The sequence below is a fragment of the Kribbella sp. CWNU-51 genome (genome assembly GCF_054073265.1).
This window is the reverse complement of sequence record NZ_JBSXMZ010000039.1, coordinates 206,496-233,030: the sequence shown is the minus strand read 5'-3', so window position 1 is coordinate 233,030 and position 26,535 is coordinate 206,496. Positions and strand designations below refer to the sequence as shown.

The 26,535-nt window shown below is 66.7% G+C and carries 25 protein-coding genes and 2 pseudogenes; 7 read left to right on the top strand and 20 right to left on the bottom strand.

Features of this window, described 5'->3' with window-relative positions; all coding sequences use genetic code 11:
• Nucleotides 1–190 precede the first annotated feature (190 nt).
• Nucleotides 191–445, top strand: a pseudogene (locus ACXC9Q_RS32515) (DUF2000 family protein); the annotation flags it as partial.
• 72 nt (nt 446–517) lie between these two features.
• Here ACXC9Q_RS32515 and ACXC9Q_RS32510 read toward each other — a convergent pair.
• Together ACXC9Q_RS32510 and ACXC9Q_RS32505 are read right to left on the bottom strand one after the other, a co-directional pair.
• On the bottom strand, nt 518–1,693 hold the full coding sequence (locus ACXC9Q_RS32510; protein ID WP_457060483.1) for a WD40/YVTN/BNR-like repeat-containing protein: 1,176 nt from the start codon (nt 1,691–1,693) through the stop codon (nt 518–520).
• Nucleotides 1,686–2,195, bottom strand: a complete 510-nt coding sequence (locus ACXC9Q_RS32505) for an RNA polymerase sigma factor (protein WP_457060482.1) — start codon at nt 2,193–2,195, stop codon at nt 1,686–1,688. Before ACXC9Q_RS32505 ends, ACXC9Q_RS32510 begins: the two co-directional genes overlap by 8 nt.
• Nucleotides 2,196–2,460: 265 nt before the next feature.
• On the opposite strand from ACXC9Q_RS32505, the gene ACXC9Q_RS32500 reads away from it, so the two are divergent.
• Together ACXC9Q_RS32500 and ACXC9Q_RS32495 are read left to right on the top strand one after the other, a co-directional pair.
• Nucleotides 2,461–3,717, top strand: a complete 1,257-nt coding sequence (locus ACXC9Q_RS32500) for a hypothetical protein (RefSeq protein WP_457060481.1) — start codon at nt 2,461–2,463, stop codon at nt 3,715–3,717.
• 391 nt (nt 3,718–4,108) lie between these two features.
• A complete protein-coding gene (locus ACXC9Q_RS32495; RefSeq protein WP_457060480.1) occupies nt 4,109–5,074 on the top strand; it encodes a cyclase family protein in 966 nt (321 codons plus the stop codon).
• Nucleotides 5,075–5,081: 7 nt separating this feature from the next.
• Here the strand turns inward: ACXC9Q_RS32495 and ACXC9Q_RS32490 are convergent, their stop codons facing one another.
• From ACXC9Q_RS32490 to ACXC9Q_RS32475, 4 genes are all read right to left on the bottom strand, one after another.
• On the bottom strand, nt 5,082–5,486 hold the full coding sequence (locus ACXC9Q_RS32490) for a nitroreductase family deazaflavin-dependent oxidoreductase (RefSeq protein WP_457060479.1): 405 nt from the start codon (nt 5,484–5,486) through the stop codon (nt 5,082–5,084).
• 124 nt (nt 5,487–5,610) lie between these two features.
• Nucleotides 5,611–7,056: an MFS transporter gene (locus tag ACXC9Q_RS32485; protein ID WP_457060478.1), complete on the bottom strand. Its 1,446-nt coding sequence runs from the start codon at nt 7,054–7,056 to the stop codon at nt 5,611–5,613.
• 14 nt (nt 7,057–7,070) lie between these two features.
• Nucleotides 7,071–7,529 (bottom strand): MarR family winged helix-turn-helix transcriptional regulator, encoded by a 459-nt coding sequence (locus ACXC9Q_RS32480; RefSeq protein ID WP_457060477.1) that lies wholly within the window; start codon nt 7,527–7,529, stop codon nt 7,071–7,073.
• A gap of 282 nt (nt 7,530–7,811) precedes the next feature.
• Nucleotides 7,812–8,321 (bottom strand): hypothetical protein, encoded by a 510-nt coding sequence (locus ACXC9Q_RS32475; RefSeq protein ID WP_457060476.1) that lies wholly within the window; start codon nt 8,319–8,321, stop codon nt 7,812–7,814.
• Between the two features lie 83 nt (nt 8,322–8,404).
• On the opposite strand from ACXC9Q_RS32475, the gene ACXC9Q_RS32470 reads away from it, so the two are divergent.
• Nucleotides 8,405–8,572 (top strand): hypothetical protein, encoded by a 168-nt coding sequence (locus ACXC9Q_RS32470; protein ID WP_457060475.1) that lies wholly within the window; start codon nt 8,405–8,407, stop codon nt 8,570–8,572.
• Nucleotides 8,573–8,963: 391 nt separating this feature from the next.
• Here the strand turns inward: ACXC9Q_RS32470 and ACXC9Q_RS32465 are convergent, their stop codons facing one another.
• The 8 genes and pseudogenes from ACXC9Q_RS32465 to ACXC9Q_RS32430 form a co-directional block, all read right to left on the bottom strand.
• The gene (locus ACXC9Q_RS32465) at nt 8,964–9,527 is read right to left on the bottom strand and encodes a dihydrofolate reductase family protein (protein WP_457060474.1); all 564 of its coding nucleotides are present in this window, start codon (nt 9,525–9,527) and stop codon (nt 8,964–8,966) included.
• A gap of 919 nt (nt 9,528–10,446) precedes the next feature.
• Nucleotides 10,447–11,514 carry a choice-of-anchor D domain-containing protein gene (locus ACXC9Q_RS32460; protein WP_457060473.1) on the bottom strand — a complete coding sequence of 356 codons (1,068 nt, stop codon included), beginning with the start codon at nt 11,512–11,514 and terminating at the stop codon, nt 10,447–10,449.
• Between the two features lie 40 nt (nt 11,515–11,554).
• Nucleotides 11,555–11,914, bottom strand: a pseudogene (locus ACXC9Q_RS32455) (TolB family protein); the annotation flags it as partial.
• 96 nt (nt 11,915–12,010) lie between these two features.
• The gene (locus ACXC9Q_RS32450; RefSeq protein ID WP_457060472.1) at nt 12,011–12,829 is read right to left on the bottom strand and encodes an LLM class flavin-dependent oxidoreductase; all 819 of its coding nucleotides are present in this window, start codon (nt 12,827–12,829) and stop codon (nt 12,011–12,013) included.
• A 335-nt stretch (nt 12,830–13,164) separates the two neighbouring features.
• Nucleotides 13,165–13,920, bottom strand: a complete 756-nt coding sequence (locus ACXC9Q_RS32445) for a hypothetical protein (RefSeq protein WP_457060471.1) — start codon at nt 13,918–13,920, stop codon at nt 13,165–13,167.
• The gene (locus ACXC9Q_RS32440; protein WP_457060470.1) at nt 13,917–14,816 is read right to left on the bottom strand and encodes an ATP-binding cassette domain-containing protein; all 900 of its coding nucleotides are present in this window, start codon (nt 14,814–14,816) and stop codon (nt 13,917–13,919) included. Before ACXC9Q_RS32440 ends, ACXC9Q_RS32445 begins: the two co-directional genes overlap by 4 nt.
• Nucleotides 14,817–15,254: 438 nt before the next feature.
• Nucleotides 15,255–16,787, bottom strand: coding sequence for an FAD-binding oxidoreductase (locus ACXC9Q_RS32435; RefSeq protein WP_457060469.1), 1,533 nt, complete (start codon nt 16,785–16,787; stop codon nt 15,255–15,257).
• A gap of 341 nt (nt 16,788–17,128) precedes the next feature.
• Nucleotides 17,129–17,566, bottom strand: a complete 438-nt coding sequence (locus ACXC9Q_RS32430) for a MarR family winged helix-turn-helix transcriptional regulator (RefSeq protein ID WP_457060468.1) — start codon at nt 17,564–17,566, stop codon at nt 17,129–17,131.
• A 68-nt stretch (nt 17,567–17,634) separates the two neighbouring features.
• On the opposite strand from ACXC9Q_RS32430, the gene ACXC9Q_RS32425 reads away from it, so the two are divergent.
• Nucleotides 17,635–18,084, top strand: coding sequence for a MarR family winged helix-turn-helix transcriptional regulator (locus tag ACXC9Q_RS32425; RefSeq protein WP_457060467.1), 450 nt, complete (start codon nt 17,635–17,637; stop codon nt 18,082–18,084).
• A 145-nt stretch (nt 18,085–18,229) separates the two neighbouring features.
• Here ACXC9Q_RS32425 and ACXC9Q_RS32420 read toward each other — a convergent pair whose 3' ends face one another.
• Nucleotides 18,230–19,669 (bottom strand): M28 family metallopeptidase, encoded by a 1,440-nt coding sequence (locus tag ACXC9Q_RS32420; protein ID WP_457060466.1) that lies wholly within the window; start codon nt 19,667–19,669, stop codon nt 18,230–18,232.
• A 705-nt stretch (nt 19,670–20,374) separates the two neighbouring features.
• On the opposite strand from ACXC9Q_RS32420, the gene ACXC9Q_RS32415 reads away from it, so the two are divergent.
• Nucleotides 20,375–20,554: a hypothetical protein gene (locus ACXC9Q_RS32415; protein WP_457060465.1), complete on the top strand. Its 180-nt coding sequence runs from the start codon at nt 20,375–20,377 to the stop codon at nt 20,552–20,554.
• Between the two features lie 506 nt (nt 20,555–21,060).
• Here the strand turns inward: ACXC9Q_RS32415 and ACXC9Q_RS32410 are convergent.
• Together ACXC9Q_RS32410 and ACXC9Q_RS32405 are read right to left on the bottom strand one after the other, a co-directional pair.
• Nucleotides 21,061–21,612, bottom strand: a complete 552-nt coding sequence (locus ACXC9Q_RS32410; RefSeq protein WP_457060464.1) for a restriction endonuclease — start codon at nt 21,610–21,612, stop codon at nt 21,061–21,063.
• A complete protein-coding gene (locus ACXC9Q_RS32405) occupies nt 21,609–22,079 on the bottom strand; it encodes a M48 family metalloprotease (RefSeq protein WP_457060463.1) in 471 nt (156 codons plus the stop codon). The genes ACXC9Q_RS32410 and ACXC9Q_RS32405 overlap by 4 nt, the downstream gene beginning before the upstream one ends.
• A gap of 404 nt (nt 22,080–22,483) precedes the next feature.
• Between ACXC9Q_RS32405 and ACXC9Q_RS32400 the strand changes: the two genes are divergently transcribed.
• Complete coding sequence (locus tag ACXC9Q_RS32400; RefSeq protein WP_457060462.1) at nt 22,484–22,891, top strand: hypothetical protein; 408 nt, start codon at nt 22,484–22,486, stop codon at nt 22,889–22,891.
• 748 nt (nt 22,892–23,639) lie between these two features.
• Here ACXC9Q_RS32400 and ACXC9Q_RS32395 read toward each other — a convergent pair.
• The 3 genes from ACXC9Q_RS32395 to ACXC9Q_RS32385 all read right to left on the bottom strand — a co-directional run bounded on the left by ACXC9Q_RS32395 (nt 23,640) and on the right by ACXC9Q_RS32385 (nt 26,421).
• Nucleotides 23,640–24,194 carry a hypothetical protein gene (locus tag ACXC9Q_RS32395; protein WP_457060461.1) on the bottom strand — a complete coding sequence of 185 codons (555 nt, stop codon included), beginning with the start codon at nt 24,192–24,194 and terminating at the stop codon, nt 23,640–23,642.
• Nucleotides 24,195–25,056: 862 nt separating this feature from the next.
• Nucleotides 25,057–25,659, bottom strand: a complete 603-nt coding sequence (locus tag ACXC9Q_RS32390) for a DUF3592 domain-containing protein (protein ID WP_457060460.1) — start codon at nt 25,657–25,659, stop codon at nt 25,057–25,059.
• 324 nt (nt 25,660–25,983) lie between these two features.
• Nucleotides 25,984–26,421, bottom strand: a complete 438-nt coding sequence (locus ACXC9Q_RS32385; protein WP_457060459.1) for a VOC family protein — start codon at nt 26,419–26,421, stop codon at nt 25,984–25,986.
• Nucleotides 26,422–26,535 lie beyond the last annotated feature (114 nt).

The window sequence follows — 26,535 nt, the reverse complement described above, 5'->3', positions numbered from 1 at the left end:
ACCAACGGAGAGAGGCGCGAAGGCCAGGGACGAGGCACGAACGCAATGATCAAACAGAAGGGCCGCTTGCAGATGATCCACGAACACCTCAGCGCCTGACTCGAGCTGGACCGGCGGCCGGCTGTCCTTCGACCTGCGCACCCAGCGGTGGACCGTACGCCGGTGTTCGGTTGGTCGCCGTGACCGAATCATGCGAGGTCGGGCCGCAGATCGTTGCTGGGCGGTGGTACGCGACAGGTGTCGTGGACGGGTGGTGGTCGGTCGGCTGATGGCTAGGCCGCATGACGTCTTGGTCTTCGAGGGCTCCGAGGAGTTCATGCCGATGGCGCACCAACGCGCCCTTGGCCGCGGACTGACCATCTCCGTCTTCACCCAGGATCTGTTCGCGACCGGCAACGACCGCGACAACCGCGCCGCCGTGAAGGCAGTCCCGCAGAGCCAGCTCGACCTGGTCGGGCTGGCCCTGCACGGACCGAAGAATGCGGTGGACAAGATCCTCAAGGGCCCGCATGCACCCCTAGCGAGGCTCGAAGTACTTCCAGGTCTTGCCGTTATCGGTGCTGGTGATGGCGTGGTTGCCGTTGTACTGCATCCCGTAGACGAACCCGCCGACACTCGTCAGCCCGCCCAGGTCGGCCGGCGGTGTGAACGCCGCACCGGCACCGGGCCGGAGGAGTTCGCGGTTCTTGCCCTGATAGAGCGCGAGCCCCGTCCCGTTGTCGAAGGCAACGGGAGACGACAGGTAGGTGGAGTTCCGGGTGGCCACTGTCGTCCAGTGTTCGCCCCGGTCGATGGACAGCCGCAGCGGCACCAGGTCACCCGTCGTGCCGGGCTTGCTGCCTGGGATCGCCACGATCGTCTTGCCGTCGGGGCTGACACCCAGCCGGCCGCCCATCCGACCCGGGCTGATGACGGAGTGGCCCCAGGTCTTGCCGCGGTCATCGGTCCAGTAGATGTTGCCGACGCCGCTGTTCTTGGCGCCGACCAGCCACCACCGTCCGGTGGTGTCGCGTTGGGGCTGGTAGGCGTTGTCGATCCCGGGGATCTTCACCTCCCGCAGAGTGCCGGTCTCCGGATTCAGCGCCCGTAGGGTGCCGTACGCCAGGAGCACGTCGCCGTCGCCGAACTCGCTGGTCGGCGGGGCCCAGTGCAGCTTCTTCTCGATCCGGCCCTGATCCGTCAGGCCGACCATCACCGCCTGGGCCCAGGTCGGATCGCTGCCCTTCATGCTCGTCGGCATCGACAGTGCCAGCACCTCGTCACCGACCCGCAGCACGTCGTACTGGTTCTTGCGCACCGGCGCGGTGGTCCGCACCCCGTCACGGCTGAGCACCGCGGCGTAGTTCCAGGTATATCCCGGCTGAGGTAACAACCAGACCGAGGCCCACCGGCTCGGAGTGGCGAACGCGATACCGGCAGCGCCCGACTTCTTGTCATGGATCAGCTTCTCGGCCGCGTGGTCGACCGGGATCGACGCCTGCGTGCCGGCGGTCGGCGGCTTCTCGGTGCCGGTCAGGTTCCCGAGCGGCAGGATGGTAGCCACTACTGCGATCGTCACCGCCGCGACGACTCCCGCGCCGGTCAGCGCTTGCCGACGGTGACGGCGGCGGATGCCACGGCGCTCCAGAGCCTCGAAGGGCAACGGCTGGACGGTCTCCTGGACCTCCCAGGACAGTTCTTTCAGCTCAGACATGGTTGACCTCCTCGGCGTCGTCGGCGAACTCGTGGACCAGGGGGGCCAGGCGGGCCCTGCCCCGGGAGAGGCGAGCCTTGACCGTCCCCTCCGGAACACCCAGCTGTACGGCGATCTCACGTACCGGCAGGTCGACGATGTGGTGCAGTACGACCGCCTCGCGCTGCTCGTAGGGGAGCTGCCGCAGGGCCTCGACCAACGCGACCCGGTCCGCGGACAGCTCGGTCATCGTGGTCTCAGGGACACCTGCGCGGGAGAGCAACCCGTGGAATCGGGTCGCGCGGCGGTAGCGCCGGCGTACGGCGTTCAGCGCGACTGTGCGCAGCCACGCCTCCGGGGTGTCGAGCTGGGTGAACCGCCGGGGTTTCTCCACCGCCCGGACGAACGCCTCCTGGACGGCGTCCTCGGCCTCGGCCAGGTTCCCGCAGATCGCGAACAGTTGCCCGACCAGCCGCCGGTAACACCCCTCGTACAGCTCGCGCACCGTGTCGCCGTCAGCCATCACCACTCCCCAGATCGGACCCTTTCCCTGCACGAGTCCTGGCGGCAGGATCCGGTTGCATCACCAAAGCACGATGTCCGAACCGGTGGTCTTCGGGCGTGTTGTGGTTCATCGACAGGTTGATCGACGCCCGACGATCCCGCCCAGTTCGATTCCTGAGCCTCCAGACTCCCGGACCCTTGCGGCGGTTGTGTATCAGCGGACATCCCGTGCTGCTCCGCTAGATGGGCAGCTGCACGACGTAGCGGCCGCAGGGGGAACGACAATGATCGACGACCAAGCGCTTGCCGAGGGCATCGAGCGCATCGAAGCCCTCACCGCACCATCGCTCCAGGACGTCCGCACGACCTTCACCGCGCTGGATCGCACGGTTGCCTCGGTCGGCGCGGAGTGCCGGAGCATCTCCCAGACGCTGGACGCCTTGGGCGCCGCACTCCAAGTGGTCACGCAGAGCGGCGGAGTGTCCCAGCAGTGGGGTGGATTCGGCATGATCGGCTTGCCCATTATCGGCGCGATGCGTGCCGCCCAGGGCATCACCAGTCAGTACGTCAAACAGCAAACCGGGGTCTCGCTCACCACCTGGACCGATCTCGTCGCCAGCTCGTCAGCGCAGTTCGACGCCTACCTGTCCCAGCTGGAGACCGTCGCCGCGCTCTCGCAGCGCTACCACACCGCAGCGGTGAGCCAGCTGGATCCGGACGAAGCCCGCGAGGACCAGAAGATCCTCCGCGAGACCCGCTGGCGGACGCAGGCCTGGAAGCAGGTCCTGGGCCGTGTGGCGCAGCTTGGCCGGCTCGTGGACACGATCCTGAAGGTGAGCCTGACCGGCGAGCCAGGACTACCTGACGCCGACCGTTCGGACAGGTCGTCCAGTTTGTCCGGTTCCCTGCAGAAGCGGATCAAGGACGTGCAGAGCCGGACAGTCGAGAAGTCGGGTGATCTGCGCGAGTGGGTGCTCCAGCCCTTCGTCGAGATCCGCGACAGCGTCAAGCGGCTGCCCAGCCAGACCGAGCGGCTCGCCCAGGAGGTCGCGTTGCTGGAGGTCCTGCTCGAGCTCGAGGTCGCCGAGATCCGCGCCTGCCTGGGCGAGATCCCGACCACCGAGGTCCGGGTCGTCGGCCTGAGGGTGGCGGCCGGTGTAACCCTGCCGGAACTCGGCCGGCGGCTTGCCACCGCCCGGCAGCGCGTGCTCGCCCACCAGACCTACCTGGATCGACTCGATGGCGCCCACAACGCCGGCGACGTCGCCGATCGGGTCTATGCCATCTTGTCGGCGGAATACCGGAGCAGCCTGGCCGCGAGCCGGTCGAACCTGGCCGAACTCGAAGCCGAAGCCGACGTGTGGCGGCGAGACGGCCAGGCGGTCCTCGACGCGTGCGCCGACTGGATGACGTTGGAACTGGCAGTCCTGGCCGCGCGGGCAGTGACCGAGCAGCGGGAGGCGGCCGGTGATCGCCGCGTCCTCTTGCAGCGCGAATTGGACCGTGTCAACGAGGCAAGAAGCGTGCTGGCCACCCTTTAGCGCCGCCTACTCCTGACCGTCGCGGCTGGGCCGGACCGGCCTGCTCCGGGCGCTCCCGGCGGCGCCCGGACCCGAACGCACGCTTGGTCCGCTCCAGCCTGTACGCCGTCTCCGCCTTGATCAAGTGTGGCGTCAACGGTGTCCCGAACATGGTTTCGTCTCCTGTGACTGTGGCGCCCTCGTGGCGGCCGCTCACCCCTTCTACGAACACCCTTGGCCGGATCCGACACCGCGTCCGGAATCCTTTGGAGGACTTCCTGGTACGGACCTCGATCCCCATCGCGTCGGGGCGTACGTCGAACCGCCCTGCATGCGATCGCCGGACTCGGTGCGCAGTCGGCCATCTGACGGCGGGCTACCCATAGGCGCGCAAAACGGGGAGGCTGACGACATGACCGGTAGGGAACGTACGGGCACCGGGGAGGCCAGACTCCCGCCAGGCCGGATGACCGAGGCAGAGTTCCGCTTGCTGTACGAGCAGCTGCGCAACCAGCGGCCTTGGGGGCCTGACGACCGGCGAGGGGCGTTGAACTACCTCACCTCCGCCGGAACCATGGCCGGCGCAGGTGAAGTCAGGCTGGGGCGCGCGGTGTCGCTCGCCGCACCGGTGGAGGGACGGGTGACGCTTGACGACCCCGAACCCGCCCGGCACCAGATGAAAGGGCCACCGGCCGCGGAGGCGGGCCGAGGCGTCGCGTTCGGCATGGACCGGATCGAGATGAACATTCACGGCAACGCCGACAGCCACCTCGACGCCCTGTGCCACGTGATCTTCGACGGCGAGCTGTACAACGGGGTGCCGGCGGACACCATCACCGAGAGCGGCGCGAGCGAGCTGTCCGTCGGAGTGGCCGCCGACGGGATCGTCGGCCGCGGGGTGCTCCTCGATGTACCACGGTCTCGCGGGGTGGCCTGGCTGGACCCCGGCGACCACGTGACCGTCGACGACCTGCTGGCCGCGGAGCGGGACCAAGGCGTCCACGTCGGCCGTGGCGACATTCTGCTGGTGCGGGTGGGTCACCGGCAGCGGCGGGAGGTGCGCGGGCCCTGGGATGCGGCCGCGGTCCGGGCCGGGCTGCACCCGGAGGTGATGCCACTGCTGGCCGAGCGGCAGATCGCGGTTCTGGGCAGTGATGGGAACAACGACACCGCGCCGAGCCTGACGGACGGGGTGGCCTTCCCCATCCACGTCCTCGCCATCAACGCGCTCGGCGTGATGCTGCTGGACTACCTCCAGTTCGATGACCTCGTGCGGATATGCGAGGAAACGGCGCACTGGACCTTCCTGTGCGTCATCGCGCCGCTCCGGCTGCCGACCGCGACCGGGTCGCCGATCAACCCGATCGCTGTCCTGTGACACACGCTCAGATGCTCGGCGCCGGCCGCATCGTCAGGTACTGCGTGACTCCGGCAACATGGCGTTCGATGAGCCGGACCGGGAGCGGTGCCGGGCGGAGTTCGGGGTCGGTGACCAGCTCGGGGTCAACCAGCTGCACGACCTGACCACGGGTCTTCAGCGAGCACGAACCGGCCGCGAGGATGTTCTTCACCCACTGCGCCTCGGACCCGTACGTCAGAAAGAAGAAGTACCTGTCGTCCCGCCGGAACACATTCAGCGGTGTGCTGTAGATCCGCCCGCTGCGCCGTCCGCTGTAAGTCACGATCCCGAACCCCGGCAGCCACCCCGCGACATGTCGCGACACAGGATTCACGTACCGCGTGGCGACATGCCGGAACCGCCACGCCCGCGTCCGCCCATCTGCGCTCATGCCACCACGCTACTGAAACCCTGCCGGGCGTGAGTACGTCGTCAGACCCACAGCTGCTGGATGGACCTCGACGCGCAGAGCTGTGCAGGCCCTGTTCGCAGACGCCGCCCTTCCGGCAAGCCGGTCATCGACTCGACCGGCCCTGGCTCGGCGCGCCGGTCGGGGCTGCGGTCGGTTTGGTCTCGGGCGAGCGTTGGCGGGCGAGAGCGAGGCTGGTCATCGTCGTGATCGCCATCGCGGCGACGCCGACCAGCGCTGCCGTGGTGTAGGCGCCGTCGTTCGGGAAGAGATGGCCGGTGTCGGTGCCGGCGGCCAGGACCAGGCCGCCGATGGCGCTGCCCAGGGAGTACCCGACGCTACGGACGATGTAGTTGAAACTCATGGCGCTGGAGGTCTCGCTCTTGGGGGTGACGGACAGGATGACGCCGGGCATGGCGGCCGAGAAACTGCCGACACCGAAGCCAAGCACGCCCATTGCTACGAACAGTTCGGCCAGGTTCGACCGAGCCGTCGCAAAGAGGACGAACCCGCCACCGACAACGACGGCGCTGCCGGCCAAGAGCAAGGGGGCGTCGATCCGTTTGCGCACCCGAGGCGTGAGCTTGCCGGCGACGAACCCCAGCACAGAGAACGGGACGAGGACCAGCCCGGCGACGAAGGTGGTCAGCCCGAAGCCGTAGCCGGCGCTGTGTGACGTCTGCGCGTACCGGGTGATGAGCGTGAGGAGGAGGTACATGCCGATCCCGCCGACGAACATGGCGATATTCGCCCCGGCGACCGCCGGGTGCCGTACCGCCCGGATATCGACCAGGGGCGTCTTGCTGCGCAGCTCGGAGGCGGTCCAGACACAGAGCAGGAGCACGGCAACGATGGCGAGGACCACCGCCACGGCGAGGTGATGGCTCCAGAGACTCGTCTCGCTCGCCAGGAACAGGACGAGGAACAGTCCACCCGCCAGGAGGAGCGCGCCCGGTATGTCCAGGTGGGTGGAGCGGCCTTCGGGGGCTTCGGGCATAGAGCGCCAGGCGGTCAGGAAGGCGATGGCGGTGACGAACAGGCCGAGGCCGTAGGCGGTGCGTACGCCGCCGAACTCGACGAGCAGTCCTGCGAGGGGGTAGCCGACACCGACACCGATGATCGAGACCACCGAGATCAGGGCGATGGTGGCCGCGCTGCGCTCCTCGGGGAGATGGTCGCGGGCCACGCCCATCATCAGCGCAGTCAGACCGAGCCCGACGCCTTGGGCGGCTCTACCGATGAGCAGCCATGCGAACGGCAGCGGTAGCACGGTGAGCGCGCTGCCGGCGACGACGACCGCTAGCGTGGCGAGAATCGTGGCCCGTCGGTGTGGGCCGGCTCCGAGCCGGCCGAGGACGGGCGTGGCGACGGCGCCGCTCAGCAGCGCGATGGTCAGCGTCCACTGCGCGCTGTCGAGTGAGACGTGGAACGTGGTCGCCACGCTGGTGATGAGCGGCGTTCCGAGGCTGGCGACTGCCGCGACGACCAGGGCAATGAACATCAGGGAGGGGACCAGCAACCGCGCCTCGGAGTGCTCCGGAGTAGTGCTCATCGGTTGGTCCCGGGTCACTGCTTCGGCCCTTCTCGATCTTGGCTGTCGAGCGCATCGAGATGTTGCAGTGCCGGAAGGGCTGCCGCCAAGGCTTCGACCTCGTCGTCAGTGAGTTCGTCGATCAAGCGCACGAACGCATCGACGCCCGCCCGGCGCCGCGCGCGGACGTAAGACGCGCCGGCCTCGGTCAGCGACACCAGCGTGACCCGCTTGTCGGACGTGTCGCCCCTCCGCTCGACCAGCCCGGATTCCTCCATCACCCGAACCAGGACCGTCATCGCGGGCTGGGTGACACCCTCGATCACGGCCAAATCGGTGATTCGTCGTGGGCCGGTCCTGTCCAGGGTGGCCAGGGTGGCAGAGGACGTGAGGGTCAGGTCACGTGGACTGCGCCTCACGGCCCTGGTGGCCAGTCCGTAGAGGACTGCCCCGATTGCAGTGGAAGCGCGACGGTGGGGGTCTTGACGGCTCATGCTTGAAGCATAGCAAATTTATATGAATGCTTTATGCACCTCTCGCCGATGGGACGCGGGGGCACAGTCACTGTTGAGGAGCTGATCGAGCACTGCGCGCTCAGTTGCGTCGAGCGCCCGCGACACTTGCGATCCCATACCAGCATTGTCCAGGGCCAGCGCCGCGAACGTCCGCTCATGGCGCTGTCAGCGCACAGTCATGCCGAGTTCCGCGCGCGACTCGTGTTCCTCAGCGCCCGACTCCAGTATGCGGAGACAGCCTCTGCCGTAGCGCAAGGTGCGCTACGGCAGTCTGGTTTTGTGGCGACGTAAGTGCCGACGCCACCACGAGGGGTGCGCGCGACGCCAGTCCTGGTAGCTCACCACCCGGTCGGCACCGACGACGTCGGCAAGGATGTTCCGCTGGTCGTCCGTGAGCCAGATGGTGCAGGAGGTTCCTTCATCGCTGAGGCTGGCGACCTCTGCGTAATCTTGCCGCCAGAATGTCGCGTCGTAGGCGTGTGGCGCGACGCTGATGAAGTCGTCCCGCGCCCCGGGGTCACTGGTGGACCGGACGCCTGTCTGCATGTAGTGATCGTCACGTTTCGAGTCGGGGACGAAGCGATCGCAAAGTCTGGCCGCCGCATCAACGACCTCCGACGGCCAGCCATTGCGCATTGACCACGGTATGTCCGTCTCGGCACGGCCCATCTCGGCTGCCACAAGGGCCAGGGCCTGGTGGACGGCCTCGCCTCTTTTCCCAGCGTCCAGACCGTCCGACAAGAGCAGATATTCGACGCGCCCGTCCTTCACCCAGCGAGTATCTCAGTGAGCCAGTCAAGAATCGTGAGCCGCGTGCTGTCATACCGATGTGCGGTTACGACAGACTGCTGTGCATGACGGACGAAGACGAGGTGCAGCGCATCGAGGCGGTACTTCACGACGAGGGCTGGGCAGATCACACCAGTCTGGCTCGAGAACTGCGCGCCTGGGCGCGGCTCGCGGAAGAGGTCAACGCGTACACCGGCACAGTCGATGTGGGCCTAACGGGTCAGGCCCATTAGCTGCCTGATCCTGAGAGCCACGACAACCACGCCCACCAGCCGGCCAAGAGCGCCAGTCGCAGATCACACGACACCCCACCACGGCATGTACCGGTGGAACCCCTCACCCGATGCCAGGGAGTGTGCGCCGAGCCACCGTCGGCGTCCAGCGGCAGCAAGACCGCTTCGGCCGCCACCTCACCCGTCCACCGGACCGTTCTACTCGCGCAAGGACTCCCGGAGCCGAAGACATCTTGCCGCTGATCCCTGGACCCCGCCGCCGTCTCGACCAGTACCGGCATCTATCGGGTGAGGGCCAGGAATGGCGAGCCCTGCCTTGTCGCAGCGAACAGCTCGACCTTGCTCCGGGGCATGCTGCCACTCCCTCAGACAAGCAGCAAAGGAATCGCGCTCAACGCTTCGTCTCGTACCTGGTCAGGACCACGCCGCCGGGAAACGTCCGCGTCTCCACCAGGTTCAGGTTCACCCAGCTGTCCAGCGCGGTGAAGAACGGTGTGCCGCCGCCCACCAGCACCGGATGGGTGACGATCTCGTACTCGTCGACCAGCCCGGCCCGCATGGCCGCCCCAGCGAGCGTGGCGCCACCGACCCTCATCGGCTCGCCGTCGTCGGCCTTGAGTCGGGTGATCTCCGCTACAGCGTCGCCGGTGACCAGGCGGGTGTTCCAGTCGACCTTGTCGATCGTCGAGGAGAACACCACCTTCGGCGTGTCCCGCCAGTTCCGCGCGAACTCGACCTGCACCGGGGTGGCGTCGGGCTGCTGGTCGCCGGTCGGCCAGTGGGAACTCATCGCCTCCCACAGCTTGCGCCCGTACATCAACAGCCCGATCGCCAACTCCTGGTCGAGCCACCACTGAAACAGCTCGTCGCTCGGCCTGCCCCAGCCGATGTCGTCGCCGGGCGCGGCGACGTAGCCGTCCAGGGTCAGGTTCATGCCGTAGATCAGTTTCCGCATGGCGCCATGCCTTTCTGTCCAAGGGGTCGCATCTCATCACTCCTTGTCCCGGCGGCCGCGTCCGGGCCGCCGCTCACGACTACTACGAACGCCCCACCTCGGATCCGACAGCCGGCGCAGAAATTCTCACCGAACAGTCGGTCTCGGGAGTCTAGATCGGCTCGGCGCAGGAAACTGATCAATGCGCGATCTGAGTTCGGCGGTAGTCATTCGTGCTCGGTGCGCGCAGCGTCGCCCCGGCCGACCAGGGCAACCCGCCTAAGCTCAACCCCGCCCGCGCACAGCAAGCAGCGCACCCACCCCACACGCGAACAGACTGCTCAGCCCGGTAGATGCCGTGCATTAACGTGCAATCAGATGTGGTCAACGACGGTTACTCGGCGAGCCGAGACAGACCACCGATCTCGCTCGTACGGATCAGAAGGTTGGCCGTGAGTGAAGGAGGCGGACGAGATCCGTCTACGCGTTGACATATTCGGTCCCGGGCCTCGCGGCTGTTAGTGAACGTGATGTGGTCAAACAGTGGGTCTTGAGCCAACTTCAGGCGCCGCAGTTCGTAGCGCCACCTCCTGAGGAGACCTGCAGCCTCATCGTTCGACAGCTCTCGTGTTGTATCGGCGAGCCACTTCGTGATCCGCCGGCCAAGGCGGCGATTCAAGGACTGTCTGGTGACGCCGAAGTTCGCGGCCATCGCATCCCACGTGGCTCCGCTCTGCGAGGTCAGCGTCAACCTCGTACATGCTCGCTCGCTGCGCGCGCTCCACGTCGACCCATCGACACACTGCCGCGGCACCAATCGAGGGAACAGGCGGGTCACGGTTTGTCAGTGCCGGGACGAGATAATTCAGCACCACAAACTCAGGAAAGGTCAGAAGATGCTTCGTCAGATCATCCGGGGCGACCCCGACAGCGCCACGTATTATGGGCTGGTCGCGATGGCGACCGGCTTGTTCTGGCCGGCGATGATTTGTTGGGGTTTGGTGCCGTCCAGGTTGGCCCGCCAGATCGTTCCGTTGAAGTTGGTCCAGTAGAGGTGAGTGGCGTCGACCGCCAGCGCCACCGGGATGCCGGTCTGGTTGGTGACGATTGGCTCGGGCGTGAAGGGAACGTCGTGGAGGCTGGCGCGCACGATCGTGGTGCCGTCGTTGGCCCAGTACAGGTAGTTGGCGTCGACCGCCAGCCCACCCGCCTGCGGGAGGCCCTGGGTGGTGACGACGGGGTGGAAGCTGGTGCAATCGGGCCAGGTGCCTCGCCAGATCGTCGGTCGGTCTGACGCCGTCGCAGGACCCCGGAAGTAGAGGTCATTGGGGTTGGTGGGGTTGATCGCCAACTTGTCCGGAGCTTCGCTGGCCGCAAGATCGCAGGATTGTGCTGGGCTGTTGTAGTCAATGATGGCAGGCCCTACGTCAGGGTCGGTGGCCAAGTCCCCCAGATTGGCCACATAGAGGGCAGTGTTGGCGACAGCCACGCCCACCGGGAAACTGGGGAGGCCGGGCCCGTCGATGACCTGGGCGTTGCTGCCGTTGGAACTGGCCACGTTGACCGAGCCGTCCTCGATGGTCTGCCCCTGATTGACCCAGTAGATGTGGCCCACCCCGGTACCGGTGAGCGCGGCGGTGGTGCTGGCGGCGGGGGTCTGGCTGGCCGCGGTCAGGTTGGCGGTGACGATGCCGAGGCTGGTGGGCGCAAAGCTCACCGTGACCGTGCAGGACGCCCCCGGGACCAGGCTGGTACCGGTGCAGGTGTCGCTGCCGGTGGTGAAGGCGGCCGAGCCGGTCACCGTCACCGTGAGTGGGCCGGTAGTGGCGTGCCCGACCGAGTTGGCCAGGGTGAAGCTCTGAGAGGCCGCCTGCTTGGTCGCCACCTCCCCGAAGTCGTGCGAGGAGGGTGTGAACCCTAGCGCCGGCGCTGGGGGCGGGGTGAACGCCATCAGTTGGGGGCTGGCGGTGTTGGCGATGAAGACTTGCGCGTTGGTGCCGTCCGCCAAGTTGGCCCGGCGGATCGCACCAGTTTGCGTCCCCGAGGTTGGCCCAGTACACGTAAAGGGCGTCGACCGCTATCGCCTGCGGGAGGCTCTGGCCGCTGAGGAGGGTCTGGGGGTTGGTGCCATCCAGGTTGGCCCGCTTGACCGTGTTCTGGCTGCGGTTGGTCCAATACAGGTGGTTGGCGTCGACCGTCACGGCAAAGAGGCTCTGCTGGCCCTCGCCCTGGACGATGGACTGGGCGTTGGTGCCGTCGAGGTTGGCTCGCCAGATGGTCCCGTCGCCGCTGTTGGTCCAGTAGATGTGGCTGCCGTCGACCGCGATCCCGCGGACCGCGACATGAGCACGGAGGACGTCGTCGGCATGTCCGGGGAGCAGGGTGGACGACAGGGGTAGCAGAACCAACGGATGTCCGCACCGGCTTAGCTGAGGCGGACGAGACCGGTTCGGGAGCGGCGATGCGATCGCTGTCGCCTAGTTGAGCTGCGAGGCGTGCGCCGCCTACTGTCCGGCCAGCTTGGCCACGACCGGCGCGAGTGCGTCGGCAAAGTCGGCGCCGATGACGAAGTAGGAGAAGCCGATCTCCTCGCGACGTCGTTGGATTTCTTCGGCGGCTGCCGCGGGGTCACTCGGAAGTATGACGAGCGAGTCGGCCGCGCGGAGCGCCGCGGTGTCGAGGTTGGGCGGCGCCATGAACGGAGCGACGCCGTCACCGACGGCGGCGACGTGTTGGGCGAGTTCGATGTCCCGGCCTCCAGGAAAGTCGCGTACCCGGTTCGTGGTTTCGACCCGATCATCTTCAGGTGAGAGTACGAACGTGACTGCGTCTGCGACTTCGAGCGCCAGCGCCTGAGACTTCGGTCCGCTCACCGCCATGACAACCGGCGTGTGCAGATCGGGGCCGTCGAACGTACGCAGGGCGACCACGGTCTCGCGCATCCTGGCACGACGCTCAGCTGGGGAGACGACAGGCAGCCCCAGCTCGACTTCGATCCCGGGTCGGCCGGCGCCAATGCCCATTTCGAAGCGGCCTTCCGTGAGTACTGATAGTGAGTGGGCCTCCCATGCTGTGCTCCATGGTTCGCGCAGCGCGGCGGCATAGACCCACGAGCCGATCCGCAGGTCAGCGAGCGCGGCCGCGGTTGCCAGCGTGGGGCCGATTGCTGGTTGCCACGTAGGAACGTCGGGCATCAGCAACGTTGAGTACCCGCTGTCGGCGATGCGGCGTACGCGGTCTCGCCACGTCGGCAGGTCAGAACCGATCGGTGCAACGACCCCGAATCGGAATGGTCTGGTTGCTCGGCTGGTCTGGTCGTTCATCGTGGTTCTCCTTGAGTCTGGGACCTTGTTCGGTCCGGTTGCTCTATCCACGAACCCGCCACCCAGAATTCGACAACCCCGCCCAAAAACGTCGCTTCGATCGGAGATGAACCGCCGTGGTCGGCGATCAGTCCGCAGATCGCGAGATCACCGGGCACCTTCCGTCCCCGTGCAGGCCGACCGCCGCTGAGAACGTCTTCATCATCGATTAGGCAGACCTTCCGGCCACTTCCGCTCATGCCCAGATAGCGAAGGCGCGACCCTGCCGAAGAGCGAGCGCGGCTGATCGCCGTGTTCGCGCCCATTCTTTGCTGCGGCCACGCATACCTGTTTGGCTATGTGATGTCGCGGCGGATGGCCACGCGGGTGCCGAGAATGGCGAAGGCGAGCGCCCAGGCAAGCAGCACCAGCCCGCCAGCGGCCTGGCCAAGCATCGCCGCGGCGACCGAGGAGGTGAGCCGGCCCAGCGCGTTGCCGGCCTGGTAGGGCAGGTACTGCGCCACCTCCGAGGTACCCTCGACCCCGCTCAGGATCGGGCCCACGACGAAGATGTAGACGACGAACCCGACGATCGCTGCGATCTGGTTGCGCATCAGGCAGCCCACGCCGACCCCGAGCACGGCGTACAGCGCCACCTCGATGCCGACCCCGCCGAGGGTCCGGGCGAGGTCGGTGCCGGAGAGCACGATGTCGACGTGCTTGGCGGCGAACCACGGGAGGGCCACCGCGAGGAGGACGACGGTGCAGGCCGCGGCGTACCCGAGCCCCGCCACGGCGTAGGTGACGAGCTTCGCGACGACCACCCGCCCCCGGCGAGGCGTCGCCAGGAACGTCGGCGTGGCCGTCTGGTGCGCGAACTCGCCGGTGACCGCGATGATGCCGAGGATCCCGACCACGACCAGCGTCGCGGTGGCCTGCGCGAAGACGGTGCGTTGCCCGGCGGCGGTGTCGAGGCCGAGCGGACCCGGCTCGGCGAAACCGATCGCGGCGCTCGTGGTCCCGCCGACCATGGCCAGGCCGAGGACCAGCATCCACAGCCAGAGCCTCGTGGTTGTGAGCTTGCGGAGCTCGGCTCGGACGAGCGCGGTCACGGCTGCTCCTCCACGCCGGTGAGCGAGAAGAAGATCTGCTCGAGGCCGTCCTGCCGGGTCTCGAGGGCGTGCAGCTCTACCCGGTTCTCGAACGCGAGACGGCCGACGTCCCGCGCGCTCATGCGGCTCGCTTCCAACGTGTACCCGGAGTCCCTGCTCACGGCTGCCCCCGCCGCCTCCAGGACATGGGCGAAGCGCTCCGCATCGGGAGTCGCGACGAAGACCCGGCCACCGGCGGTGAGCTCGCCGAGCCTCCCCTCACGGACCAGGCGGCCCTGGTCGATGATCACCACTCGGTCGGCGATCTGCTGTACCTCCGACAGGGCGTGGCTGGAGACCAGCATCGTGCGACCCTCGCCGGCGAGCCGCTTCAGGAACCCTCGCAGCCAGGCGATGCCCGCCGGATCCAGCCCGTTGGCCGGCTCGTCGAGCACCAGCACGCCCGGGTCGCCGAGAAGCGTCGTCGCCAGACCGAGGCGCTGCCGCATGCCGAGCGAGTAGCCACGGACCGGCCTGCGGGCTGCGTCCGTCAGGCCGACCAACGCCAGCACCTCGTCGGCGCGGATATCGCGATAGCCGTTCACGGCGCAGTAGACCCGCAAGTGGTCACGGCCGCTGCGACCCGGGTGGAAGCTGCTGGCCTCGAGTGCGGCCCCGACGACGTCCGCCGGATGGTCGAGATCTGCGTAGGCTGTACCGCCGATGGTCGCCGTACCGCCGGTCGGTTCGACCAACCCGAGCAGCATCCGCAGCGTCGTGGTCTTGCCCGCGCCGTTCGGCCCGAGGAACGCGGTGATCTCACCCGGCTCAGCGGTGAAGGAGAGCGCATCGACCGCGCGGACGTCGCCGAAAGACTTGGAGAGCCCCTCGACCTCGACGCGATGCCCGTCCGTCACAAGCCAAGGCTAACTTCGTCGATGTCTCAGGAGCGATCCTGGGCCTGGTCGAGGGCTACCCGCACGACACCGGCGAGGTCCGGAAGAAGAACTCGTCGTTCCTCTACAACGGCACCCGCACGATGTACGAGCGCGAGGGCTTCACCTACGACCGGCCCAAGGGCCAGGGCAACTGCGTGATGGTGCGCGAGGTGGCCCCGAGCACGCGCGACTGAACCGGTCCAGCGCTCCACGCATGCCGCATTCCGCGCGGTCATGCCGATGACAATCATCAGCTGGCGCGCGACTGTCAAGCATCAGCCGTCACAGGACTGCAACCGTAACCTGCTGTAATCCGACAACAGAACCGCGACAGATCTCCGCCAACTGATGTGCGACACATGGCACAGGTCTGCCGATGAGCGTGTGCTGATCAGTAGCCCTCGCTGGGTCTGCGCTCTAGCCCTGGATGTCTTCGGCTGTGGTCGATGGGGTCGGGCGGATGGACAGGGCGTGGTGGAACACATCGCGGGGGTCCCAGCGCAGCTTGACGCCTTGGAGGCGGGGATAGTTGCCGCGGTAGTACATCGTGTACCAGGCACAGTCGGAGGTGTTCCACTCTGGATCGGCCAGGTCTCTGTCCGGATGGTTGATGGACGCTCCGCTGGTGACGTCGCCTGGAACGGGGACGCCGCCGGTGTCGGCGAACAGGTCTCGATAGAACCGGCGTACCCACAGCATGGTAGGCGCCTCGTCCCGCGGCTCCTGCCAGCCGGCGGTGACCGCGGTGGTGAAGATCGCATCGCGGTGCGCCGATGCCGTCGCGTCGGTGGCCACGGTGTTGACTCTGCCGCCGTACGTCGTCATGCCGAGGTTCACGTTGATGTCGTGATCCGTGCGGGTGAGGTGGTGGTAGGCGGTCTCGATCTGCTGGTCGGAGAAGCCCTTGCGCAGCAGGGCGTCCTTGAGTTTGAAGACCGCGTTCTCCAGATCGACCCCGGCCAGGCCGGGCGCCGGGTTGAGCGCGAACTCCAACCACGACTTCCGCTTCGTCGACCAGGTGCACGGTGCGCCGACCCCGTCGTTGACGGCGTCCAGATGCTCCCTCACCAGTTGGTCAGCGTCTGTCCCGGCCGTTGCCAGGCCGGTGAGCTCGAGCGTGCCCTGTTGGCGGCGGTTCAGGACGAGGGTGCTGTACAGCTGTGCGAAGCGCGAGGCCGCGTCGCTGTTGCGCTCGGTCCAATCGCCGTAGTTGCGGACCAGCCGCCCGAACGTGGCCCGGTCGATGTCGCGCCAACTCCATTCAGCCTGGAACGTCAGTACCGAGGTCGGCGCCTGCGGAAGCAGCCGGGCAGGATCGTTGCTCGCGGCATCAGGTGACCTGAACCAGTATCGGGTGACGATGCCGAAGTTGCCACCCCCGCCACCGGTATGCGCCCACCACAAGTCGCGGTTGGGATCGGACGGCTCGCGGGTCGCCGTCACGCTTCTCGCGGTGCCGGTCTCGTCCACCACGACCACCTCGACGCCGTACAGATGATCTGCGGCCAGTCCGTGCTGGCGGCACAGGTAACCGAAGCCGCCGCCCAGCACGTGCCCGCCCATACCGAGGTTCGGCGAGACGCCCGCCGGGATCGTCACGCCCCAGCCCAGAAACAGCCGCCGGTACACCTCGCCCAGCCGCACGCCCGGCTCGATCGCGAACGCGCCCATCTGTGAGTCGTAAGAGACGGCTGTCATCAACGAGGTGTCGATGACGACCCGCACCGCCGGGTCGGCCACGAAGTTCTCCAGACAATGCCCGCCACTGCGTGCCGCGACCCGCAAGCCCTGGCCCACCGCGTCTTGCACGGCATCCACCACCTGCTCGGTGGAGCACACCAGTCGCACGTAGTCCGGCTTGCCCGCGAATCTCCGGCTACCCCTACCGACGAGATCGGCATAGCGCGGATCCTCCGGTCCGACGATCACCGCTTTGGCCTGCTCAATCACGAGGCTCCCTCCCAGCCGGACTCCTTCGCCGAGTTGCCGAGCGGTCGATGCCCGTGCCGTTCATGGGCGGCGGATGTAGACGTACCGGTCGAGCCACTCCCGAGCGGTCTCCTGGTCCATCACCTTAATCCGCTCGTCCAACCGTCCTGAAGCTTGTTCTGACTCGCACCCGCGCTGGACTGTCTCCGGCCGACGCTCTCGACCCGCGCAGCGTTGCGTCGTACTAATCCTCGGGCACCTGGCCCGGTCAGCCTGGGCATCGAGTCGAGGGTGCCGGCGAACTGGGTAGGTCGCGTGGCGAGGTGCCTGCTGGGGCAGGCCCTTCCTTGCGGCATACCCAGTTAGATCTCTGCGTCGTACCCGACCAATTCGATCAGCGCCGCCCGGAGAGCCTCCAGTCGGTCCTCGCCGAGCTGGTCGGCCCAGGTGCGCTCGACACTGCCTCCGGCTTTGCGGGACATCGGTCGGATCGCAAGCCCGGCTTCGGTGAGTACGACGAGCGATGCGCGCCGGTCGTTGGGGTCCGGACGGCGCTCGGCCAGGCCGGCGGCGATCAGCTGCTCGACGCTGCGGGCCATGGTCTGCTTGCGCACGTTGGCCTTGGCGGCGAGCGCCTGGACGCTGACGCCCTGAGGCGGTACGAACGGGATCACCCGTGCGTGTGCGGCGGTGAGGCCGCGGACACCGAGCTTCTCGAGCTCTGAATCCATCTCCGTGGACCAGCGCTGGTTCGCCAGGCGCAACAGCAGCCCGATGAGTGGTTGGGGATGCCCGGGCATATAGACAGCCTCCTGTCTTTCGCTTACGGTAGATAGACAGCTACCTGTCTATCTTAGGAAGGAAGACCGTGGACGCACCGACACTCCCGTTCGGCACCGCGATAGCACTTGCTGAGCGCAACCTGCGCGGTCCGCTGGCCCAGATCCTGACCGAGGAGGACCTCGAGCCCGGCGCGTGGTTCACGCTCAACGCCCTCGGCCTGCGAGGGGCTATCCCGACAACGACCGTCAGAGAGCTGCTCTCCAGCAGTGGGTACGACGACGCGAGCGTCGACGCGCTGCTCGCGCGCCTCGCCACCGTTGGACTCATCGAGGACGGCAACGAGCTACTCCGCCTCACGCCCGCGGGAGCTGAGCGCTACGCGTCGGTCGGTGACCGGATCGGCACGGCCACCCGTCGGGTGTTCAGCCTCTTCGACGCGACCCAGGTCGAGACCGCCCGCACCCTTCTGCAACAGATCGCCGAGACCGACCCGGCGACGATCGCCGCGATCGCATTCGACGAGGCGCGGGCGTGAGAAAGCCCGCCCCTCACGCCCAAGTCACCGATTCGTCCTCCAGTCGCCGGCGCTGATTGACGCGCCGGCGCCCGGCGTCCGCGACTTCCAGATCGCGTTGTGCGGTCTTGGCAACCCGCTATGCGAGCGCCGGCGGCCGATGTCGCTAGCCGGGCGCGGGGAAGCCGGCCGGGCTGTGGTGGCCGTTTGTGTCGACGGCGCGTACCCCGAACTGCACGTTGTCCTTGGAGATGTCGAGTGTCACTTCGGTGGCGTTGCCGATCGGGATCGCGCGCTCCCACTCCGGTGCTGTGCTCTCCCGCCACACCACGTGGTAGCCGGAAAGGTCGGCAGAACTGTCGGCAACCCAGCGCAACGTCGAGTCGTTGGTGAGCTGGGTGGTGTCGATGCGCACGTTCTTGGGCGTGCCGGGTGCGTTGGCTAGGGACCAGAACGTCGCCAGATTGACCCGTGTCACTCCCGCGATGTAGTCGAAATCGCAGAACTGGATCAGGTCGCCGAATTGCACGCCGTTCTCGACGCGGACGTCTTGGTGTTCGTGCGCGAAGTTCTCGGCCTCCTCGGTCAGCCGCACGGCGGGGTAGCCCTGTTGCAGGAACGAGACGTGGTCGCTAGACCGGAGGTACCTGTCGCGCCGGTAGATCGTCCGGACGTTCATGCCCGTGACGCTGTTGTCGGAGACCTCGCGGATGAACCTGGCCAGTTGTCTCGACTGCCCGTCGTTCTCGCCTCCGATGGACTGGCGGATCGAGGCCTGCGAGGCCGTCTCCGAGGTCGGGACGCCCTCAGCGAAAAGCCGCACGAGGTGCTTGTAGCGGGTGCCGTCGTCCGCGGTGCTACTGCCGACGATGTCGTTGCTGATCATGCCCTGGACGTCGGTGCCGGCGGCCTTCATCTGTGCCGCCATGAACGCCGACCCGAAGAGTCCCTGCTCCTCGCCGGCAACAGCGGCCAAGACGATCGTTGCTTCCGGCTGGCGGGCAGCAGACAGGATGCGGGCCAGTTCCAGGACGACGGCGACTCCTGATCCGTCGTCGTCGGCTCCCGGGGCGTCGCTGCTGGAGTTCAGAACGTCGGTGACACGTGAGTCATAGTGCCCGGTCACGACGTACGTGCGGTTCGGGTCGCTGGTGCCCTGCAGCGTGGCGATGACGTTGGTGATGACGGTCGGCACCGGGATTCGGGGGCCGGCCGGTTGGACGAATGACTGCTTCTCGACGGTGAGCCGACCGGCCGAGGCGGCGGCGTACCCCTGCATTGTGGCGAACAGCCAGTCCCGCGCGGCCCCGATGCCGCGGTTGGGGTCGTCCTGCGAGGACAGCGTGTGCCGCGTCCCGAACGACACCAGCTTCTGGACGGTCGCCTTGAGCCTGGCTGGGTCGACCTGCGCGAGCAGTGACTTGAGCTCCGCGTCCGGCGGCTGCGCCGTCGGCGGGGGAGGTAGGGCCGGTGGTTTTACTTCCGCGTGGGCGGGCAAGGCCAGCGCCGTGCCGATCAGCGGTGTCGCTGCCCCGGCGGATGCGGCAACGAGTGCGGTGGACAGGAGGGTGCGTCGGCTCGGACCGGCGCTTGGCACGGTATCCATGGTGCGTTTGTACGTCTCCTTGCCTTCATTGTCCACGGCGGGTGACGGCGACTTTGCTGTAGGCCACGACAGAGTCAGGACAAGGGCAGAGATCTCATGCGGCTGGCGCGGCGGGACACACCACGGGCGGCCCCACGGCGTCTTCGCGACCCTGGACCCATAGACCCCAGCCCAGGCTCAGGCCGGCATGTGCTTCATGTAGGGCGGGCGGGACTCGAACCCGCGACCCAGGGATTATGAAAGCCACGCCACTTGCCACACTGGCCAACTCCAGGCTCCGGAAGTTCGCCTTTCGCGAGCAACGATAGCGGAGCTTCAGCTATCTAGCCCAGCACCTGCTCTCGAAACTGACCGCCTCGCTCCACCAGGATTCGCCTATGCAGTCCCTTGAGAGCGAGCCAGAGATGAGGACTCGCATCGTCCGCACCATCGACCCGGTTATGGAGGCGGTGGCGAGCGGCAAGGTTCGAACGTCTGCTGCCGCTCGACACGCTCTGATGTCCTACGTGACCATGGTCGAGTTCTCGCTGAAATGCGCCCCTTCGTGTCCTCAGAACAGGCTGGTGTCATCCGCTGACATGACTACCTGTCTACCGGGGTGACGTCTGCGGGGGCGTCCAAGTGGTTGTTGCTCGCAGGTGGCGACGATTGAGCCGCTCCCACGGCTTTGAGCCAGGCACCCTCGCGGTGTGTGCGGGCGCGGCAGTGACTCGCCAGGTCTGGCTGGTGCTGGCGACGGTCATCCAGCTGACCTGGCAGTTGTGGGTCACCGCTGGTGCGATCCCGTTCTGGCGGCCAGCGTCGAGCCGGCTCGGATGCATCCCGGCCCGGCCACGTCGTCCGGCGTCGGTTCTGCTGGCAGGCTCGACTCCGATCACGACGTGACCGCGGAGCAGTCGACGCCTTCGAAGAGCTCCTGACGGTCAACTCGGATCGTTCCACCTGGGTCTTGAACGAAGGTGATCCGTTCTGCGAGGCCGTGGAACGGCCCCTCGGAGAAGTGTCGCCACGCTGTTCTTGATGGTCGGGCTTCCCGGCGCCGGTAAGACCACCCGGGCTCAAGAGCTGGCAAGGCTCCTTGCCTGCCTGCTCTGAGATTGATGTGTCCCCCTATGGCGAGCTACGCCATATTGAAGATCGTGACCATGATGGCGTAGGAGAGAGTGGGGTCGGCACAACGATTCAGTTCTGGGATACCAACGGGAGGTTGCGGCATCGCACAGGAACTTTCGGATACTCGACGACTTTTAACTCATCTCTATCGGAGCCAAAGGAAGTGGATCAAATCCTTCCCGCCGCCCTTCCGACCCCATCAGCCGTTGTGCGCAAGATCGACGCTTGCTAATGCCCTGCGGCCGAGGTCGGGTCCCCTACGTCGAGAACCAGCGATCTCATGCCTGCCTGCGGAGGTGGTGAGCCTCCACCAGATCTGGCCGACGAGCCAGCATGGCTTCGAGTTGACTGTCGGGCCAGAGTTCGAGGAGCGGTGTCTTGCCGTCGTTGTTGTGCTTCTCAGCGATTGACACTGCGTCAGTCGTGAATCGTCCACTAGTGATGATGATCAAATTCCTGATTGCCGGTGGCTCCCACATACTGAGGCTCGCGAGGGACTGCTGGATCTCAAGCGGAGAGATTGACTTGCTCCGCCAATGCTTTGCCTGCACGATGACCCGTTCGGTCCGAACTGGACCCGCAGCGTCTCGAGTAACGCGTTCAAGCGACAGATCGCGCCCACGGTCCGGCGCTCGGGTCTTCATCAGCCATTGAACGTTTTGATAGTTGGGCAAACCGCGGAGGAGGTCATACAGTAGACGCTCGAATCGGTCGTCATCGAGCTGTGACCATGCCAGCTCTGTCGTGACGCCCCCGCTTGGGTGGGCCGCCGCAGCTTGGCCGAGGTCGATGTCCGGAACCGGCAATGGGTCGAACTCGGTGAGCGTCATGCCCTCAAGATCTTCCCGGATGTCGGGCCAGTCCATTTCTCCGACGCCCGGTTGGCGGCCCGTACGACGAACGGCGCGACCAGCGGCGACAGCATTAACACGATGTAGAAGCTGAACCCCCACAGCGCCCACACGCCGATGACGCCGATCATGAGGAAACCGACGAAGAACTTCAACACGAATCCGAGGATCGGTTGTCTCCACCCGACCCGGATCGCCTTGGCCATCGCGCGGGCTGGCAGCGACAGCGCGTGGACGATCAGCGACACCGGCCGCGGGAGTGCCAAACGGTGCGCCAGTTCGTGCGCCAGGACAGCCTCGAGGTTGCGGCGCGGCAAGACCAGTGCGGCCCAGCTGGTCACCGCCACGGTTGATCCGGCGGTCGCCGGCGCGGTCGCCTCCGGTCCCTCGTGGATCCATACGCGGGACTCGTTCGGGTCGACGCCTGCCGCGGCGCTCCGAACCAAGCCGGACCGACCTGCTGTGACTCCAGCGCATTCGGCGGGCGCAGGCGCCACACCTTCCACGCCATCGCATCCTCGACACGCGGGTGCAGCGAGCCGACCGCTAACGCACCCCACGCGATCATGGCAATGACGTACACGGTGGTGCTCGGGGTGCCGATGAACTGGATCGACAGCCAGCTCCTTCACTGAACTAATCAAGACGGTCGACTAACGGCATGGCGGCCCGAGGTCGGCTGACGATCTTGGTGGTCGGCTGGGCGAGTTGGGTGAGGCATTCGGGAATGCCGCCCAGCGCCGAGAGCGCTGCAGGCGTAGTCTCAGAGGGCAGTGTGTGAGTGGCAGTGACCGTGAGCGGCGAGTTCGTGGCCTGCAGGCAGCGCGCATTGCCGATGAGAGGGAAGCCGATGGACGAGCTACCCACACCTTCAGCGCCGCCTGATGATTCAGGTAGAGCCGATGAGCGCGAGCACGACGCCGACTCGAGAGAGGCGGCGTTGGACACGCGCGAGAGAGCCGCCGAGGCCAGGGAGTCCGCGCAGGCGGACCGTGACCAGGAGAATCAAGCCATCCTTGCGGACGCCGATGAGCGCGACAAGGCGGCTGACGTCCGCGACGCGGACGCCGATGAGCGCGACAGGGCTGCCAGCCTGGACTCATTTCTTCGTGACGCCGACTACAGCCCTGGACACAAGGCAAGGATGTCAGCCGGTATGGACCGGGTGGATTCGAAAGACGACCGGCTCTCGGCCGCCGATGACCGCAGCAATCTGACCCGAGACGGCCGGGAGCGGTCCGAGCTCGACGATGATTAGCTTCACCGAGCACACACAGGAGCCGGTCGTGACTCTCCGGGATCCGGTGCAGTTGTCCCGGCTTTGGCTTTCACTGACCGCGGCACTGCTCGCAGGAGCGGGTAGCGTCGCGGGGCTGGCATCGCCTACGCAAGATCTCGCAGATACCGGCTCACCGGCTCGAGCTCGCGACCGGCTGCATAGATAACCAGCCACGGCAAAGGCCACCAGCCGACACAGCACCCACCCGAGGAAGAGTGACACGCCCCTCCATCACCTCCTCATACGAACGAGGCTCCCCAGTATTCACGTCGCAGATCATCACGAAGGCCCGCCCAGCCAACTCCGACGAGCAGTTAGTGCAGTTAACTGACCACCACAGCCATGGCAACGCCAGCACCAGCTCGGTCAGCCCAGACAGCTCCCACCGTCGGCCAGTAGGAGCTGGCGGGAGCCCGAAGCTGGAAGGCGGCACCATCGACGCTGGCCGTCGCGGTAGTGGGTTGGGTCGTACAGCCCCTGCATAGCCGACTGTAGCGGCGGCCGCCCAACTGGCGGTGCCCCTTGCCGCCATGGCATCGGTCCGGGCCGGCGACGCTCGCTCTGTCTGGTGCCCTGAGGGCAGTAGTTGCTTTGGGCATCGTTCATTCGTTGCATCGTACGCAGGATCAACCAGCGATCTACTGGCTGCACTTTGTTGCAAGCCAGTAGATGGGCGTGGTCGATTGGCTTAGGCGCTGTCCGCAACAACCCTCATGGTCACTACCGTCTAGCCGAGCCTCCCTGACCACATGGTTGGGCCAGTGGCGTCGGGGAAGGTGTGCTCGATGGCGTAGTTCCAGGGTTTGCCGTTGGATCTGATCTCGCACAGGAGTCGTACGGTGCGCTCGGAGATCTCGTCGGCGTTGTAGACCCACAGGCCGCACGTGGCGGTCGCACCTGCTTCGGTGGCCGGCAGATCGAACGTCGGGCTGAACTCCTGGCGATGCGGGTCGGCCGGGCCTGGTCCGAGGCCGGCGAACAGGTGGCTGGTGAGGTACTCGCGCGGCACGGTGATCGTCGCCGAGTCGAAGGACACCGGGCACCACAGCTCGACAGGAATCCAGCCCTGCGGGGGAGGATCCCCGATCGTCAACTTCACCTCAGGCTTGGCCTGCTGATGGTTCTGCTCTGCCTGGACATCACGGACGATCTGGTTCGCCTCGGCGGCAATCGCGTTGGCGTGCTCGGCCGCCCTCGCCTGCTTGTGGGTGGCGAGCCAGGACAGGCAGGAGACGACGAGCGCGGCCACGGCGATCACCACGGCGATGATGTTGAACCACATGACTAGCACGATGACCTATTCCGAGTGTTGGCGCTAGCGCACCCAGCGCTGCTAGCGCCGCACCGTGGTCGACGTGACCGGTCGACCCGCAGCCGACCCGGCGTTGCGGCCGAGGTCGGGGAGTTCTTCCTGGCGCGCGGAGGGGTGAGCCGTGGCCTGGTGTTCTTCATTGACAACGGCGAACGGGTCAGCGTCGAAGTCGGTCCCTCTTCGCGAACGTCCGCCAGATCAAGGGCCGATACGCCGGATGCGAAACTGACCGCACAACTGTGAGTCGGTCGGCGGGTGAAGCAGCGCACCCTGACTCCCTGGCTCTTGGGCAATGGTGAAGATCGCGGCGCAGTCCTGGCCCGTGCGGATATGCTGGCCGGCGCCCGTTGTAGTGGTAGGACATCGGTTGCCGCCTCCGCCGGCCAGGTTGCGTTCGTGGTGCCGGTCGTGGTGCGAAGTGGTGTCAACCAATGCGGGATATGTGGTCGTGGTGCGAACACGGCGAGGGCAAAGTCGCTGGCAGAGGCCAGATGAGGCGATGTCATTCCTCCTCGTAATGAGAAGGTCGTCGGTTCGATCCCGGCGGATCGCTCCGCTCGAACCCCAGGTCAGGGGGCCTAGCTCTCGCGCTCGGGCTCCTTCGTTCCGCCCCCGGGCCCGAACTCGGTGGCGGCGACCCAGCGGTCTGACCGATCGGAGGCGCATTGACGTTGTGGCCGCCGGCGTGCCCGGGATGCCCTGCACTGCCGGTCGCCTCCAACCAGGCGCAGTATTCGTTGCTGCACCGCGCCCACGAGGCCGACGGCGTACTCGATGACTCCAGACGACGCGAGGAGACGCGTCCGGGGCTGTACGTGACTGGATGCGTGGGCTACTCGTCTTGAGCCTTCGAGTCCTGGGGCCGGTCCTCTGGGGGCTCTTGGTCCGAAGGCTGCTTGGGCTTTGCGCCTGATCGAGGTGGGGCCGGGCGCGGCCGGCGACGTCCGCGGCCCGATGCCTTGCCGCTTTGGCGTGTTCTGTCACGAGGGGACTTGCGAGAGACCAGCATGGGCACCAGGAACACGATGCTGATGGACAGGAACGCCACGGCGAGGCCGATCTCTATCGTGGGGCCGAGCCACCGGTTCGACCACGTATCCAGCTGGGCCTCTTGGGGGTTCGCCGGGTCGTAGAGCACGCGGACCGACTCGCCAACGCGGTGTGCCCGCGGGCTACCGTCGCCCACGGAGTCCGTGTATTGAACGACCCGCCCGCCGGCGGTGATGAACCGCACGACCGGGTGGTAGTAGCTGTCTCCCTCCTTGTCGGTGGTGGTGTCGACCCTGACGACCACGTCGTCGGCGGCAGAGGCCGTGGCCAGGAACTGCCGGGTGGTCACGATCTCTGTGACGCCGAGCCCGAGGAGCACCGCGCCAACGAGCATGAACCCAACGAGGATGAAGCCATCGACGCCTGGCCAACGCGGCGGCCTCATCCTGCTCACATCCTTGGGCCGGACAACTTGCCAAGACGGCGGTGCCCGCTTGCCTCAGGATCGCTAGCTCAGATTCGAATTGTCGAGTGGAGCGCGCAGGGTTGTCACCGGGGCAGAGGTCCCGGCGCGCTGGCTGCGTCTGCCGCCCAGCGCACGCAGACAGCCCGACTGGGACGGGTCAGCATCAACCTGACACGAGGTGGGAGCCACTACCCCGAACGACCCGCGCATGATCGCCGGTGTTGTGTGGACTCCCAAAGATCGTCACTGCCCGCGCGACAGGAGGTCCTGCGTTGTGGACGGTGTCCTCGACGGGCGCCCTGCTCAGGTGCGGTCTTCGGTCGGCGGAGGCTCGGATTCCCCTTCCAGTACAAGTCGAAAGCCGCTTGGGGTTCGCAGAATCAACCGCCGATAGCTCCAGCCTGGTGCCGGATCGTTCTGCTCGAGCTCGAAGTCGACTGCGGCGGCTCGGCAGCGCTCCATCGCGACGTCCACGTCGGTGACGGCGATTTGCCAGGTGAGCACGCTTGGAGGGTCGTTGTGGGCGGATGCCTCTTGGATACCGAAGTGGATTCTGTCGGTGCCGAACGCGATGAACATGGGGTACTCAGGGCCCTCGTAGATCACCGGGAAGCCGAGGCGTTCGTAGAACTCCCGTTCTGCGGCGAGGTCGGTGACATTGAGAACAGGTGCGAGCCGACTGAAGAGTGCGTCGGCCGTTGTCTCGATCGCCTTGTGGTCGGATCCGGTTTCGTCTTCCACGTGAGCCTCCACTCGTCCAACTTGTCTGCCAAGGGTTGAGCATGGCTCGCAGAGAGGGCAACAGGCCAGGGCGCAAGCAGTGGGCTTCTGTCAGTGTCGGTGGCGATTGCGTCC

Excerpts from the sequence above, each read along its gene's own strand:
- ACXC9Q_RS32510 (WP_457060483.1), bottom strand. The coding sequence starts at position 1,693 with ATGTCTGAGCTGAAAGAACTGTCCTGGGAGGTCCAGGAGACCGTCCAG.
- ACXC9Q_RS32505 (WP_457060482.1), bottom strand. The coding sequence starts at position 2,195 with ATGGCTGACGGCGACACGGTGCGCGAGCTGTACGAGGGGTGTTACCGG.
- ACXC9Q_RS32500 (WP_457060481.1), top strand. The coding sequence starts at position 2,461 with ATGATCGACGACCAAGCGCTTGCCGAGGGCATCGAGCGCATCGAAGCC.
- ACXC9Q_RS32495 (WP_457060480.1), top strand. The coding sequence starts at position 4,109 with ATGACCGGTAGGGAACGTACGGGCACCGGGGAGGCCAGACTCCCGCCA.
- ACXC9Q_RS32490 (WP_457060479.1), bottom strand. The coding sequence starts at position 5,486 with ATGAGCGCAGATGGGCGGACGCGGGCGTGGCGGTTCCGGCATGTCGCC.
- ACXC9Q_RS32485 (WP_457060478.1), bottom strand. The coding sequence starts at position 7,056 with ATGAGCACTACTCCGGAGCACTCCGAGGCGCGGTTGCTGGTCCCCTCC.
- ACXC9Q_RS32480 (WP_457060477.1), bottom strand. The coding sequence starts at position 7,529 with ATGAGCCGTCAAGACCCCCACCGTCGCGCTTCCACTGCAATCGGGGCA.
- ACXC9Q_RS32470 (WP_457060475.1), top strand. The coding sequence starts at position 8,405 with ATGACGGACGAAGACGAGGTGCAGCGCATCGAGGCGGTACTTCACGAC.
- ACXC9Q_RS32465 (WP_457060474.1), bottom strand. The coding sequence starts at position 9,527 with ATGCGGAAACTGATCTACGGCATGAACCTGACCCTGGACGGCTACGTC.
- ACXC9Q_RS32450 (WP_457060472.1), bottom strand. The coding sequence starts at position 12,829 with ATGAACGACCAGACCAGCCGAGCAACCAGACCATTCCGATTCGGGGTC.
- ACXC9Q_RS32430 (WP_457060468.1), bottom strand. The coding sequence starts at position 17,566 with ATGCCCGGGCATCCCCAACCACTCATCGGGCTGCTGTTGCGCCTGGCG.
- ACXC9Q_RS32420 (WP_457060466.1), bottom strand. The coding sequence starts at position 19,669 with ATGGATACCGTGCCAAGCGCCGGTCCGAGCCGACGCACCCTCCTGTCC.
- ACXC9Q_RS32410 (WP_457060464.1), bottom strand. The coding sequence starts at position 21,612 with ATGACGCTCACCGAGTTCGACCCATTGCCGGTTCCGGACATCGACCTC.
- ACXC9Q_RS32400 (WP_457060462.1), top strand. The coding sequence starts at position 22,484 with ATGGACGAGCTACCCACACCTTCAGCGCCGCCTGATGATTCAGGTAGA.
- ACXC9Q_RS32395 (WP_457060461.1), bottom strand. The coding sequence starts at position 24,194 with ATGTGGTTCAACATCATCGCCGTGGTGATCGCCGTGGCCGCGCTCGTC.
- ACXC9Q_RS32390 (WP_457060460.1), bottom strand. The coding sequence starts at position 25,659 with ATGAGGCCGCCGCGTTGGCCAGGCGTCGATGGCTTCATCCTCGTTGGG.